At 62.9% G+C, this 13254-nt stretch carries 19 protein-coding genes; 5 read left to right on the top strand and 14 right to left on the bottom strand.

Going from position 1 to position 13254, the window contains the following annotated elements; translation table 11 throughout:
• Positions 1–138: 138 nt before the first annotated feature.
• Positions 139–876 (bottom strand): IPT/TIG domain-containing protein, encoded by a 738-nt coding sequence (locus ACL03I_RS03255; protein ID WP_356961338.1) that lies wholly within the window; start codon positions 874–876, stop codon positions 139–141.
• A gap of 330 nt (positions 877–1206) precedes the next feature.
• On the opposite strand from ACL03I_RS03255, the gene ACL03I_RS03260 reads away from it, so the two are divergent.
• Together ACL03I_RS03260 and ACL03I_RS03265 are read left to right on the top strand one after the other, a co-directional pair.
• Positions 1207–1419, top strand: a complete 213-nt coding sequence (locus ACL03I_RS03260) for a hypothetical protein (protein WP_412805108.1) — start codon at positions 1207–1209, stop codon at positions 1417–1419.
• A gap of 288 nt (positions 1420–1707) precedes the next feature.
• On the top strand, positions 1708–2010 hold the full coding sequence (locus ACL03I_RS03265; RefSeq protein ID WP_355069963.1) for a hypothetical protein: 303 nt from the start codon (positions 1708–1710) through the stop codon (positions 2008–2010).
• Between the two features lie 76 nt (positions 2011–2086).
• Here ACL03I_RS03265 and ACL03I_RS03270 read toward each other — a convergent pair whose 3' ends face one another.
• The 12 genes from ACL03I_RS03270 to ACL03I_RS03325 form a co-directional block, all read right to left on the bottom strand.
• Complete coding sequence (locus ACL03I_RS03270) at positions 2087–2740, bottom strand: hypothetical protein (RefSeq protein WP_355069965.1); 654 nt, start codon at positions 2738–2740, stop codon at positions 2087–2089.
• Positions 2741–2848: 108 nt separating this feature from the next.
• A complete protein-coding gene (locus ACL03I_RS03275; protein ID WP_397275590.1) occupies positions 2849–3391 on the bottom strand; it encodes a hypothetical protein in 543 nt (180 codons plus the stop codon).
• A 17-nt stretch (positions 3392–3408) separates the two neighbouring features.
• Positions 3409–4284, bottom strand: coding sequence for a WXG100 family type VII secretion target (locus ACL03I_RS03280; RefSeq protein WP_412805109.1), 876 nt, complete (start codon positions 4282–4284; stop codon positions 3409–3411).
• Positions 4281–4595, bottom strand: coding sequence for a hypothetical protein (locus ACL03I_RS03285; protein WP_355069971.1), 315 nt, complete (start codon positions 4593–4595; stop codon positions 4281–4283). The genes ACL03I_RS03280 and ACL03I_RS03285 overlap by 4 nt, the downstream gene beginning before the upstream one ends.
• On the bottom strand, positions 4592–5380 hold the full coding sequence (locus tag ACL03I_RS03290) for a hypothetical protein (protein WP_412805110.1): 789 nt from the start codon (positions 5378–5380) through the stop codon (positions 4592–4594). The genes ACL03I_RS03285 and ACL03I_RS03290 overlap by 4 nt, the downstream gene beginning before the upstream one ends.
• On the bottom strand, positions 5380–5637 hold the full coding sequence (locus tag ACL03I_RS03295) for a hypothetical protein (protein WP_355069975.1): 258 nt from the start codon (positions 5635–5637) through the stop codon (positions 5380–5382). The genes ACL03I_RS03290 and ACL03I_RS03295 overlap by 1 nt, the downstream gene beginning before the upstream one ends.
• A gap of 94 nt (positions 5638–5731) precedes the next feature.
• Positions 5732–6508 (bottom strand): ESX secretion-associated protein EspG, encoded by a 777-nt coding sequence (locus tag ACL03I_RS03300; RefSeq protein ID WP_412805111.1) that lies wholly within the window; start codon positions 6506–6508, stop codon positions 5732–5734.
• Positions 6509–6605: 97 nt separating this feature from the next.
• Positions 6606–7772 carry a WXG100 family type VII secretion target gene (locus ACL03I_RS03305; protein ID WP_412805112.1) on the bottom strand — a complete coding sequence of 389 codons (1167 nt, stop codon included), beginning with the start codon at positions 7770–7772 and terminating at the stop codon, positions 6606–6608.
• Entirely contained in the window at positions 7769–8248 is a 480-nt protein-coding gene (locus ACL03I_RS03310; RefSeq protein ID WP_412805113.1) for a hypothetical protein, read from the bottom strand. The genes ACL03I_RS03305 and ACL03I_RS03310 overlap by 4 nt, the downstream gene beginning before the upstream one ends.
• A 36-nt stretch (positions 8249–8284) precedes the next feature.
• Positions 8285–8860 (bottom strand): DUF3558 domain-containing protein, encoded by a 576-nt coding sequence (locus ACL03I_RS03315; RefSeq protein ID WP_412805114.1) that lies wholly within the window; start codon positions 8858–8860, stop codon positions 8285–8287.
• A 190-nt stretch (positions 8861–9050) separates the two neighbouring features.
• Positions 9051–9251, bottom strand: coding sequence for a DUF397 domain-containing protein (locus ACL03I_RS03320; RefSeq protein WP_412805115.1), 201 nt, complete (start codon positions 9249–9251; stop codon positions 9051–9053).
• The gene (locus ACL03I_RS03325; protein WP_412805116.1) at positions 9248–10129 is read right to left on the bottom strand and encodes a helix-turn-helix domain-containing protein; all 882 of its coding nucleotides are present in this window, start codon (positions 10127–10129) and stop codon (positions 9248–9250) included. Before ACL03I_RS03325 ends, ACL03I_RS03320 begins: the two co-directional genes overlap by 4 nt.
• 249 nt (positions 10130–10378) lie before the next feature.
• Here ACL03I_RS03325 and ACL03I_RS03330 point away from each other — a divergent pair, with 249 nt between their 5' ends.
• Complete coding sequence (locus ACL03I_RS03330) at positions 10379–10840, top strand: DNA-directed RNA polymerase subunit beta (protein ID WP_412805117.1); 462 nt, start codon at positions 10379–10381, stop codon at positions 10838–10840.
• Positions 10837–11283 carry a DUF4254 domain-containing protein gene (locus ACL03I_RS03335; protein ID WP_355069991.1) on the top strand — a complete coding sequence of 149 codons (447 nt, stop codon included), beginning with the start codon at positions 10837–10839 and terminating at the stop codon, positions 11281–11283. The genes ACL03I_RS03330 and ACL03I_RS03335 overlap by 4 nt, the downstream gene beginning before the upstream one ends.
• On the opposite strand, the gene ACL03I_RS03340 is transcribed toward ACL03I_RS03335, so the two are convergent.
• Positions 11272–11778 carry a peroxynitrite isomerase gene (locus tag ACL03I_RS03340; RefSeq protein ID WP_412805199.1) on the bottom strand — a complete coding sequence of 169 codons (507 nt, stop codon included), beginning with the start codon at positions 11776–11778 and terminating at the stop codon, positions 11272–11274. The genes ACL03I_RS03335 and ACL03I_RS03340 overlap by 12 nt on opposite strands.
• A 107-nt stretch (positions 11779–11885) precedes the next feature.
• On the opposite strand from ACL03I_RS03340, the gene ACL03I_RS03345 reads away from it, so the two are divergent.
• Positions 11886–13232, top strand: coding sequence for a TIGR03118 family protein (locus tag ACL03I_RS03345; RefSeq protein ID WP_379251431.1), 1347 nt, complete (start codon positions 11886–11888; stop codon positions 13230–13232).
• Positions 13233–13254: the final 22 nt, after the last annotated feature.

Here is a 13254-nt window from a genome sequence, read left to right on the forward strand (position 1 = left end):
GTCGCCGGTGTGAAGGAAGGACCCTGCTGTTGCGGACGGTCTGCTCGAGAGGGACTGCGAGAAGCTCGCAGTGAATCAGGCGCTCAACGCGATCGGGCCGCCGCCGGATTCCCGGCGACGGCCCGTGGGCTGTCTCGATCAGACGTAGGTGTAGGTGACGCCGTTGCTGGTGCCACCCGAGCCGGTGACGGTGACCTGCACGGATCCGGTCGCACCTCCGGGAGCGATGGCGGTGATCTGCAACGCGGAGTCGACGGTGAAGGTCGTGGCGGTACTGCCGAACCGGACGGTCAGCGGGCCGGTGAACCCGGTGCCGGAGATCGTGACGTTGTTGCCGCCCGATGCGGGACCCGAAGCAGGGGAGACCGCCGTGATGGTGGGCACCACGACATAGATGAAGGTGACCCCGTTGCTGGTGCCGCCCGGAGCGGTGACGGTGACCGACACGATGCCCGTGCCCGCCGGGGCGACGGCCGTGATCTGCGTATCCGAGTCGACGGTGAACGAAGTCGCCGGTGTGGTGCCGAAAGTGACGGCGGTGGCACCGGTCAGTCCGGACCCGGTGAGCGTGACCGACGTCCCGCCGGCGGTTGACCCCTGGCCGGGGGCGATGGAGGTCAAAGCCGGGACGGCGAGATAGGTGTAGGTGGCACCGTTGCTGGTCCCGCCCGAATCGCTGACCGTCACCTGTACCGCGCCGGCCGACCCCGCGGGAGCGACGGCCGTGATCTGTATGGCGGAGTCGATGGTGAAAGTCGTTGCGGTGGAGCCGAACCGCACGGTCAGCGGACCGGTGAACCCGGTGCCCGCGATCGTGACGCTGGTGCCTCCCGTGGTGGGGCCCGAGGTGGGTGTGATCGAAGTGATTGTGGGCACGGCGATGCCTCCTGGTTTCGTGGAGATTGTTTTCTCTACGCCGGGGGGAGGGCGCCCCGACTCACTCAGTGGCCCGGCTCTTTCCATTAGCGCCCACCGCCGCTACCTCGGCAATAAGTCAGCCACTCCGTTTTTGTCCGTTTTCGAATCCATTCTGTGTGAACGCTTATCAGCGGTGTTCTCGCGGGGTCACATGGCCTCGGCCGCGGCCGGAAAGATACGTCAGCAACGCCGCCACCTCGTCCGGTGCTTCGAGTGGTCCGCAGTGCCTGGTCCCGAACTCGACCAGTTCCACCACCGCGGCAGTTTCTCGGCGAGGAGGCGAGGGCGATGCGCCGGCGCGATGCGGTCGGTACGTCCGGCGATCACCAGGGTCGGCACGGTGAGGGCGCGAGGGTCGAGACGGGTCACCAGGCGCACCAGCATGGCGCCGTAGCCGCCACGGCCGCGAGCGTCTATCTGCTGGTGCCCAGCCGGCATCTGGATCTCGAGAATCTCACCGTCGCCCGGCACGTAGCCCGCCGGACCATCGCACCCTGGTGACGGCTCTTCTTATCGGCCCCGGCGGCGACCTCCGACGGCGTTGCGGGGTCCGGCGACACGGATGTGATGGCAGCTCGGGCGACGCCTCGGCGGCTGGAGCCCGTCGGCACAGCAGGAAAGCGGTATCGTGGACCCGGTCGTGCTGTCTGAGTGCGTTGCGTCCGAGGGGGATTTATTGATCGGGAGAACCGGTGCGGGAATCACTGTGGAGCCGGTCGTCCTCCGTCTGCCTGCCACCGATGCGCGGTTCGGTCGTGCCTCCCGACCCGCGCGAGTGGGAACGGAAGCGTGAACGGTCAGCCCCCGCTGCTCCCTGCGGGCCCGGGAACGGTGCTCGACGCCAGGGCAGTCCTGAACGGAACCGTCGACATGCGCACCTACCGGCGCAAGTACCTGGTCATCTACGCGCAACCCCGGCGAGGTCTCGCCTGGGATGCGGGCCTGCTGAAAGCCAACCACGACGGAAATTTGTCGATACTGGCTTCCTGTATCGAATGGCTGGACACGTACTTCGGCTGGGAACTGGTGAGCGTCTTCACCCGCCAGGTCGACAAGTACTACATCCATCACGCGATGCTTCGGCGGCGATAAACGACAACCCATTGGAGCACAGCGAGACCGGCCGCACACTGCCGTCGGTCGCGGTCCGCTGACGGAGGGCCTGCCGTCAACCCCTGAGAGCGCGGATCGTGTCGATGAGCACCTGCGCGCCTTCTCGGGTCAGTTGGTCATCTCGCGTCGTTTGGGCTTCGGTGGCTCGGAACTGGAGTTCGCCCTTCCAGCCGTCGACCGTGGTGGTGAGGTCGACGTCGAGCAGTGTGGTGGCGTGGTCGCCCCCCTTGGGCAGTGGCTCGGTCGCGACCTTGACGCTCGCGCCGTTCACGGTCAGAACCTTGGTCGGGTAGTTATCTGTCGACGCGGGAGGTGTGGACAGGGTGTTACCACTGACGGTGACGCGAAACAGGGATACGTATCCGAGGGCAGACGGCCACGCGGACCCGTCTGCCTTCTCATAGACACACCCATTGCCGGTGCCGATCTTATCGGTCAGCGATTTTCCGCCAGCGCCGGCGCTGACCTGCAGATTTTCGGCACCAGCTCGAGTGACGAAGAACTGTTTCGCAGAGTCGCACAACTCCTGAATTGTGTGGCTGCTCGTCGGTATCTCATACTTGTCGGGATGAGTGTGCGAAAACAAATCGCAGGCCGAAAGCAGCACTCCCAGAGCCGAAATCGCAAGCAGCTTCCGGAAGATCACGTCGCCTGCCATTCGGAGCTGGGAGAGTTGGTGTTGAAGTCGTCGGAAGAGCTGCGCGGCCACCGATTGTTGATGGAATGTGAATACCCCACTGAAACACCTTCTTCGAACGAACTCACCTCAGGCAACAGGTTTGGCCGCGTCGGCAGCTTCCACCCGCGGAGCTGACCGCTAAGCCTTTGAAACCTTTCTGGTCAGCTCGACGAGAAAATGGGCAGCCCTATTAATGTCCTCATCCGTTAGATGCAGGATGCCAGTTGCGGTTCGGGTTTCGGATTCGGTGATCCTGAATTGTCCATTCCACTCTCCGATCCGGGTTGCCAAAACGACTTCGATACCGGGATTTCTAGTGTCGGTGCGCATATCCTGAACCCAAACTGGATCATTCAGTCCGGTCGTTTTTCTAAATCCTACGACACCTTCAGTCGGGTCCGGGGCGTTCGGTGCATTCCGTAACGATACCCTGCCATTCGCCCTCTGGCTCGTGCTGTTGATGACTGTGCAAATCCCGCCGGGTGAAATCGTTTCTTCACGATTGAAGAGCGGCACCGCGGTCAAGTCAACTGCGCCGAGTTGGTTGCCAAAGAAAGTGAGCAGCGAATCGCACAAGGCGCCCTGGGTTACAGCGGCCGGCTGCTCTGGAGATGGTGGCGAAGGCGAAGGCGACGTGGCGCATCCGGCTGTCAGTGCTGCAGCAACTACGGCCACCGTCATAAACCGAAAGATTCCGATCACAGCTGGAGCTTCCAATCTGATTTGTCGCCATCATTCACCGATGCATCGCCGAGTGCGATACGAAGCCCATTGATACCCTCGCCGTAACTTGCGACGACTCCCGGAGGCCATTTGTTTTCAGGGAGGCCAGCTTGGGCCGATATATTTTGTGTAATCTTGTTGCCTTCGATCATATTTGTCTGAGCGTTTGTTGCAATGGACGTAGCAGCTCCAAGGATGAAGGTCTTCGATGCATCCACTGCCGCCACCAGGTCGGTTGAGGCTGATATGGGACCGAGAGGGAAATTGAAGAAGGACTTGATTAGACTTGTAACGATAGTCAGAACTTTCGTTACCAGATCCTTTGATTTGGTCGCGAGATCAGTGTAGAGGGCGAGCTCGTTCTGGGCAATTCTCTCAAGGCTTGTCGCTATTGTCTCGCATACTTGCGGCATGGTGTCCAGGGCGAGCTTCTGTCGCATGCGCAGTTCCCTGTATCGGTTGGCGGCATCGCCTTCCCATTCGCCTGTGAGGTCTGTTTCCGAGAATGCATTGCTTGCATTGAAGATATCGTTCCTTATATTGCGCCATTCGTTCGCATAGTCGATAAAAGTAACCGGGACTTCGAGTCCGGGTTCCATTTCAGCAAGCTTGTCCCAGGTTTCACCCAGTGCCTTATTGATCTGATCGCGGTTCGCCCATACCAAATCTACTTGCATTTCGGTCGTGAACACGCCACCGGTGACCAATCCGCCGGTGTACCCCTCCGCGCGGATCAGCTTGACCAAATCCCCATGCCAGTCCTGTACTTTTTGGGGCAGGTTGCCGATGTCGTTCTTACTCGACCGAATGGCCTCTATCTGTCTGATCAACTCCTCGCGGGTACTAGTCACAGTTCACCGGCTTTGCTTTGGATGGCATGCGCGCCAGCGATATCCTCTGCCTCATATGTATCGTGTGCCTGTTTGAGTACCGAGGCTATGTCCTCGAACACGGTCTTTCCTTCAAGCATTCTGCCGAGGAAGTAGCTCGGGGCGGGTCTGTACTTTTCCAGGGTGAGGGCGAACGCGCCGGCTTTTCCCTCGGGAATGTCGACGGCGAAGGTTCTCATAGCCGCGCGGTTCAGATGATCGGCAGCCTCATTCCATTTGTTCACAGCGTGCTGCATCAGATTCAGTGAGACAGTTACCTTGTCGGATGTCATATCGGCCTCTCGTCCAGAAGTCGTTCTCTGTGGCGATCCAAGTGGTACTCGAGATCTGCTTCGGTGTATCGTGAGTAGTCCCGCCGAGCTTCGAATGTCGGGCGCAACGAGCGGATTTGCTGCGCGCACCGCAAAATTTCGTCGGAGAGTTGATGAGGGTCAGTGGACCCGGGCCAGGACGACGAAATCTTGATAGACCGTAGGTAGGTTCGATCGGCAACCACTTCAGCGAAATATCTGTCAGAAGTTTCCGCCCTACCGTACACCTGATATTCAGCGTCTCTTAGCATCCTGCTGGACGTTTCACTGAACTGCTCCCAGGTTTCGGTCTCCAGCAGCACCATAAGTATCTTCCGCCGGTCCGGAACCGCCGTCTCTGAAATTTCTTGTGGGGAAGGTAAACGGCCAGTAGAGTACAACCGATCCAGGCGCATGGATGCTGCCGCCCTGTATGCCGACATCAACTCGTCGCTCACTTCATCGGGAGCAACGTGAGTGCGCCACCCAGAACTGAAATCGATGCTGACTGGTAAAAATCCGCCATCGAGATCCATCGAGACGAGTGAGGATCCGGCAGCATATTGGATCGCGAGTGGTTGGGTTTCTCGATCGCTCCGTACTGCCTGTTGCGACAGCGGCGCAAGCGAAGACGCTGATGATTCCGGACGGGTAGAAGGTGGCACCGCGGCGCTCCGTGGGCGATGAGTTCGCCTCGGTTCGAGCGGCTCGTCATCCCAGAATTCATCGGGGTCGTCGTAGTGATTGTAGTGGCCTTGAACCGCCATCAGAGTACCTCGCGGCGTTTGTCAGTCAATGATGTGCAAATATTCGTCTGGTCCGAAATCGCGGTCATCGCGGCGGCGGAAAATCCCGGCGGGTGCAAGCGAGTGTGGTGGGTCCGATCCGCATCGACGGCGACGGGAAGTCGACCGTCATGGAGGTTCACGGTGAACGAACCCGTACCGACCGTGCGGATACCGACCTGTTCATTTACTTTCGATCCCACCTCGCAACGGGGTGCATGCACACCCTCAGTATTCACTGCGGCATCCTCTCCTCGGTCGCTCTTGAGCGACCTACAGCGGTTATCTGAACTAGTTGGACGCCGCGGGACCCGGTTCGGTTCCAATGGATTGCTACCAGCTTTCGGGGCGGGCGGCTTCGAGGTGTTGGAGGGCTTGGTCGATCCAGGTTGTGAAGTGGGTGGTCAGGTCGGTGGGGGTGGTGGGGCGGACGGTGATGTGGTCGGTGCGGTGTTCGGTGTAGCGGCCGTCGGTGGTGATGTCGTGCCACTGGAGGACTTTGGTGGGTTTGGTGTGGGTGTGCAGGGGGGCGGTGATGAGGACGGCGGTGCCGCCGCCGTCGACGGGGCGGCCGAGGAGGCGCTGGTATTGCTCGCGGGGGGTGTTGCGGGCGTTGTCCTGGAGGTAGGTGCCGCGGCGGGGGATCAGGTCGTCGGGGTGGAAGGTGGCGGGTTTCTCCCCTCCGGGAGCGCAGGCGGGGATGGCGTTGACGAGGCGTGCCGGGAGTTGTTCGGCGGGGAAGATGCGGCCGCGGATCGGGCCGTGCTCGTGTTGGTTGCCCGCTTGGCTGAGGACGACGGCGCGGTAGCTGTCGCGGGCGCCGAGGATCCGGTACTCGCGGATGTCGTCGGGGCCGGTGCTGTTCTTGTGCTTGCAGGTGCCGCCGAGGATTTCGATCCGGAGATCGGAGTCGCCGAGGGTGCGGAAGGCCGCGGCGATCTCGTCTAGTTCGTCCGCGGAGTAGCGCTGCCATACGGCGGTGCGGTGGGCGGCGAAGTCGTCGCGGAAGGCGAAACGGCTGGTGTAGCGCAGTGGGCTGGGGATGCGATCGTGCGCGTCGCCGTACCAGAGAGCGGCGAAATCGTCCGGTTCCCAGGTCCATTCAGCCATGTGAGGTCCAATCCGGCCGCGTCGGAGCGGCCACTATCCACGCACGCCCGCTACCTGTGGATGCGGGCGTGCGCCGAGTCGAGAAGTGTGCGGGCAGTCAGTCGGGGGTGCCACCGATGACGCCGCCGGGCAGCGTTCTCGGGGGCTCGCCGAGCAGCTCGTCGGTGTTCTCCTGGGTGATCAGGTAGTCCGGTGTCTTGTGCTCGGATTCATCGTCCTTACCGCTGCCGCGAGAGCCGTGCGGCATCATGCCCGACGTTCCGCTCGTGCCTCGCAGTACGGAGGTGGTCCGCGCCGCGGCTGCCGGATTCATTGATGTGTTCGGCGTTCCCGGTGCGCCCGCGATGCTGCGTCCCGGTTGCGGCTGGTTCGTTGTGCCGGGCGTGCCGGGGCTGCCCGGTGTGCCCGGGCTGTGCGGGGTCGGGGTGCCCGTCGACGTGGTCTTCGTCGGGTCCGTGGTGGAGGCGGGAGTCGTCGACGTGGGGTCCACGCCTGCGGGCTTGGTCGTGGTATCGGACGCCGTCGTGTCGGAGGATTGCTGGTTCTGGGTCGACTCGTCGGTGGACTGCTGCTGTTCTTCGGCGCTCGTCGTCTCGGGCTTGCCGTCGCCGTCCTTATCGCCGGGAGTACCGGAATCGGTGCTGGTAGGACCGTTGCCGGAGTCGTTCGACGAGGGGCCGCCGCTATCGTCGCTGTGGTATCCGCCTGGAGGGGGCGCTGGGATGTCCACCGACGCGGTCGGGCCGACCGGAGTGGGCAGCACCGGAATCTTGCCGTCCATCTCGCTGAACGGTTGTACGTAGTATTCCTTCATCGCGACCCGCGCCGACTGTTCCGCCTCGGATCGTTCGCCGCTCAGGCTCCAGCGTGTCGGGTGGAAGATGCGCTCGCCGAACGTGAAATTGACGAGGTCGGGGAGCGCCTTCCTAGTATTGGCGATCGCGGTGGCGGCGTCGCGGACCCGGCAGTACAACTCCTCGAGGGACGGCGTCAGATCTTGTGCGTCGCTGGTGTATTTGGCGATCGCGTTTTTGGATTGCTCCGCTGCTGGCCCGGACCAGGCTTGAGCGATGGAAGCTTGGACGGAGCGGGCGAAGGTTTCGACACCCTGCTCCCACTGGGTGCGAGCCTGCCAGTACTTCGTCGATTGGTTGACTGCGTCGGTCGTGTCGAGAGGTTCGAACGTGTTCTTGATCCGCGAATGTTCCCAGCCGTCGGGGTGCTCGCCGCCGCTCGGGATGCGTGTGTTCTCGTAACCGGTCATCTGCCTGTTCCATCCGGGAGCGACACCGGCCCGTAGGGAAGCTGGACAGGTGGGCGCTCCGGCAGTGTGGTGTTCAGTCGGTTGAACTCTGCCGCGAATTCGCTGTCCGCCTGCATCATTCGATCGCGAACGATCCGGTAGGTCTGTTGGATGTCCTCGACGATGCGATAATGATCATCGAGAATTTCTGAGACACTGTTGCGGTCGTCGGCCAGGTTCGCCTTCTTCTTGAACCTGTCCACCAGGGTTTGTGCCGACACCATCCCGTCGGCCTGCTCGCCGAGCCCCCAATGAGGCTGGCGGGCCACTTCGTTCATGATGGACTGTATGTCGCGGATGTTGTCCTTGAAGTAGTCGCAGTCACGGTCGAGATAGATGAAGTCCTCAGCCTTCATCTCAACTGAGAACTGCCCCTCCTGCGCAGCCGAGATCATGTTGGCCATCGGCCGCGCCTTCGGCGTGTTGTCGTCGCTCATATGTTTTTCCCTCCCGACGAATCTGATCAGTTCGGCTCATGCATTGGCGGGCATGGTCGGAACTATTTTTTCAGCGAGTATCCGGGCAATGACACACGAATCGATCTGTCCCGTATCGCGATTCGACGCCGGGTTCAATACACTGACGTCGAGGCTCCCCCCGTTCATCGCCACGTTTGCAACGCAGGCCTCATCTCGGTTGCCATCTGTCTGGCGGGTCGTGAGTGCCTCACGGCCGTTGACGGTGAATTCCGCAGCATCGGCGAAATTCTTGGCACGGGTCATCGCAACGGTGATGTTGGTCGTGGTGATGGTTGCGAAGTAGCCGTCTGTGCGTCCGTAGCGGCATCCACGCCACTTGATGCCGCCGGACGCATCTGAGTCAGCCCTGTCTCGTCGTCGCAATTTTTCCGAGTCCAGCACGGACTGCGGGATGTCTTTGCAGGTGTCATAGCCCGATGGGACATCCGCCGCCACACTGGGCTTTCCCGTAGTGGTTGCGTTGCCCGTCGGCTGGCTGTTGCCGCCAACCAACAGCCCGCAGCCGGTCAGCACGAACACAGCACCGGCGGTCAGCGCCGTCAGTTGTACAGGTGTGCGCATACCACTCATCGGCTCCCCTTGCACCGGTTGGCTGTCTGGCCTCGTCGGGAACGGACCGGCTCCCCGCCCCCTGTAGCGGAACTCGACGCTACCGGGGGGTTTGTCCCCGTGCAAGCGACTCCGGCCGCAGCGCAGAAGGTGTGGGCGAGGGTATGCGAACAAACAGGATTCGGCCGCCGCTACGGCTTCGTCGCAACCGTCAGCCCAGTTCGTTGCTGGCTATGCACACTTTGAAGGAGGCCCACGCCTCGTGGGTGAATGTGAGGATTCGGCCGTCGGGGTTCTTCGAGTCACGTACGCCCACGGATCCACCACTGAAGAAGGCGACCTCGACGCAGTCTTGGCTGGGACTGCTGTGTGTGCTTTTGAACCAAGTAGCCATCGCTAGCTCTGCGCTCATGGCGCGTACTCCTTCGCGATCTTGCGGATGAGGTCGCGGCTGCGGGACTCATCCAACGCTGACCGTTGGAGATCGACCCGGGCCTGCTCGTACTGTCGAACCTCGTCGGACTTTTCAAGGTACAGGGCCCCGGTGTGGCCCTGTACGTACACAACCGAGGGTTCGGTCAGGTGTGCGGTCGGATGGCGGGGGAAGTCCAGCAGGACGAACGAGCCGACTGCCAACCCGGGATATGCCTCCGCGTTGAGGGGAATGATGCGAACCGAGATGTTCGGAATCTGACCGACCTTTTCGAGATGTCCGAGTTGGTCGGCCATTACTGCGGGACCGCCTATGGCTCGGTGCAGCATGCCCTCATCGATGACCGCTTCAAACCGAAGCGGGTTCTCGGCGGCCGTCAGACGCGCCCGTCGGAGGAGGAACATCTCGATGCGACGTTCGACCTCTGCGGTGGGCATCGAGGGCGCTTCAGCCCAAGTCATGGCACGTCGGTACTCGGCAGTCTGCAACAGGCCGGGCAGCAGTGTCGTCTGATAGGAGAAGATCTGCTTCGCTGCCGCCTCCAAGCCGACGAACAGGTCGAAATGTGCGGGGATCGCATCTCCGTAGGCATGCCACCAGCCGGTGCGACTCGCTTCCTCGGTGAGGCCGAGCAGCATGTCGGTCACATCCTCCGACGCCCCATACACCCTGCACAACCGTTCGATGAAGAGCGGGTTCAGCCGGACCGGTTGCCCGGTCTCCATCCGCCATAGGGTTTGTTTGCCCACGCCGATCGCGTCGCGGGCGTACTCCGCGCTGACGCCTGACTCGATCCGCAGCTCGCGCAGCTGCCTCCCCAGCATGCGGCGGGGGAGACTGGATCCGGTTGAACTCACGACGAAATCCCTTTCGTAGTCTAAGTATTGGTCAGGTACCTAACTGGAACCTTGTGGCGGGGGGCCTTGGAACCTGGGCCGTTTCCGCCCGATTCCACCACTGAGAACATTCCCGCCCAGCGATATCCGGTGCTTCACTGAACGCGCCCGGACCCAATCGAAGAAGTGCTGAAACCTTAACCGCGCCAACGGTTCCAGGTCCAGCGACCGGGATTTCGCGTACCGAACTATGTGAATCGAGGCTGGCGAATGAATCATGCGGCATTCGCGGACACTCCCGCGTCCCGCTGCGCGTTTTACCGCCGCACCTGTGGGTTGCCCGCCGGTATACATCCGGAGATCGGCCGCATCGTCGTGAAGGCGGGCGTGGTGGGCGGGATCACGATGCCCGACAGGCTGGGGCAGCGCGTGCGCGACGATATGCTTTTCCGTGGCCAGGCGATCGGGCCGGTGATCGCGCATATCCGTTCTCGCCGATGGACTTTCCTGTGCCGACCGGATCTACCCGACGACGTGCGGTTGTTCGCCGCGTTGTTCCGGATCGACGTTTCGATCGTGCCGTTCGGCAGTGAAATCGCGCTGCCGTCACCCGCTGACGCGAACGGAGTATTCCGCCGGTGGGTGGTAGCGCCGCGGGATACGTTTCGTCCGTCCGGGATGGTGATCGTGAACTGCGTGCTGGCCCGCGCGGGTGGGAAAGGTGCGGTATGAGCGAAGGACTGCCGACGCGAAGTCAACTACTGCGCGCCTGTAGAGAAGACGTGCCGCCACCGGGACATCCCGTGCTGCTGCGGGCGCGCACCTTGGCTGACCTCCATATTCGCCGCATCCGGGTGGATGGGGAATGTAGTTGCGGCGGCGATGAGCGCCGGTCACGGCTGATTCGGGACATCGACCGCTGGGTCGAGGTTCGTTTGCCCACCGCGCGCGGCGGAGCCTATCTGCACACCGAATCGTTCGGCTCGGTGGTCGACCGCCTGGCGCGGCTGAGCGCGTACGCGCACGCGGCCATGGCCGACGACCAGGAGTGGGACCTGTGGTTCGCGTGGGAGCGGCTGGCCGAATCGGCGGTCGCTTACGAAGACCTGGTCAGCGAGTTGAGCAGTGGGCGGCGCCGGTTGCCGAGCGTTTTCCGGCCCGGGTCAGTTCCGTAGCAGGGTGGCGGCGAGGTGATGTTGCAGTGGTTCGCCGACCGCCGCCATCCGAAGTGTGTAGTCGATGGTGTCGCCGGAGAGGTGCAGCGATCGGCCGAGGGCGGTCACGAGTTTCGCCGTGCCGCTGCGGCCGAGAGCGGTGGAGTCCAATTCCATGCGCAGCGTGCCGTCCTCGACGGCGAGCGAGCCCTCGCAGATTTCCGTGATGCCGGTGGGATGGGCGAGGATCAATTCGACGCGGTCGGGGCGCGGGCAACGCAGATAGCCCGTTTCGGCGTGTAGCGGCCTGCCGTCGTCGGTGGCGCGGGTCTTCTGCCGGTAGGTGAGGAACGGGCGGCCGAGATGGCCGAACCGGATTTCCTCGACATAGCCGAACGGCTGAATGGTCGGGTATTCACCCTGCCCATTACCGCGCCACGTGCCGAGCAGTGGAGCGAGCGGAGCGATATCGGGGTGCAGGGCAATCGCAGGCTGGGGTTCGGCCACGGCGAACAGCCTAAACCCGTCCTCATCGAACCGTTCGGGTACTCCCGAATTTGCCGCAGGCTAAGGTTAGCTTCGCCTTATCACCAATGTGGTGTGGTCGGAAAGGAAACAAGAAGTTGAACGGACGCTGGAATGAGTCGCGCCGTGGCGGTACGCCCCGGTCGCGGACCCGAAGTGGTCTGCTGCGCGCGTCGGCGCTTGGCGTCGCGCTGGTCGTGGCGGCCGGCTGCTCGGACTCGAAGTCGGACGAGGTGCCCGCGCTCGACGGCAACAAATACGTCCAGACCAATCTCGCGGCCAACAACGCGGAGTACAAGGCGCAGTTCGTTTTCCCCGACCTGGTGAACGCCTGGGGGCTGGCCAACCGCCCCAAGGGCGCCGGTGGGCACTTCTGGGTCGGCGCGGGCGGCAAGTCGTTCCAGTTCGTCGGTGACGTGACCAAGTCCTCGGACGACAAAGTGCACAAGCTCTTCCAGGACCCGCTGAAGATCGTCACCATCCCCGGCGCCGACGCCGACACCTCGGACAAGAGCGCGGGCAAGACCACCGGCGTGGTGTTCAACCCGGCGCCGATCACCTCCGACCTGTTCGTCGTCCACGACCAGCCGGTGGAGGAGGAAGGCGGGCCGCTGAACGGTTCGGCGCGGTTCATCTTCGCCACCGACTCCGGCAAGATCTCCGCCTGGACCGAGCTGGGCTTCGAGGGCCGGATCGTGCGCCACGACGGCCCCGCCAACCTGGTCTTCGACGGCCAGTCGCAGGGGATGCAGTTCTTCGGGATCGCGCTGGCTCCCTCCGGTGACAAGCTGCTGGCCGCGGATTTCGGCGCCGACCCGCAGGTGCGGACGTTCGACAAGAACTGGCAGCTGATCCCGACCACCGGCTTCGCCAACCCGTTCGCCACCGGCGACGCGATCGACCCGGCCGCGCCGGAAAAGGGCAAGAAGGCCAAGCCCGGCGATCCCGCGCCGTTCAACGTCTCGACCATCGGCAACCGGGTCTTCGTCGCCTATGCCACCACCCAGCCGGACGAGAAGGATGCGACCAAGTTCGATGCCGGTGAGGAGGACTCGCTGGACAAGGACAAAGAGGGCGGCAAGCCGGACAAGGGCAAGCTCGCCGAGTTCGACGCAGGCGGCAAACTGGTGCGGATCATCGACGACGGCAAGCGCCTCAACGCCCCGTGGGCGGTGACGATCGCGCCGGACGGGTTCGGTCCGCTCAGCGGCAAACTGCTGGTCGGCAACTTCGGCGGCGCGGGGCACGTGCTGGCCTACGACGACACCACCGGCAAGTTCGCCGACTACCTGCGCGATGCCGACGGCAAGCCGGTCGCCATCGAAGGACTGTGGGCGCTGATGTTCGGCAACGGCGAGAGCCTCGGTGACGCCGACTCGCTGTACTTCACCGCGGGACCGGACGACGAGAAGGACGGTCTGTTCGGCAAGCTTCGCTTGAAGTAGTCGCGCTCCGCAGCAGCCCGCA

The sequence above is a fragment of the Nocardia sichangensis genome (assembly GCF_047200615.1).
Taxonomy (GTDB): domain Bacteria; phylum Actinomycetota; class Actinomycetes; order Mycobacteriales; family Mycobacteriaceae; genus Nocardia; species Nocardia sichangensis.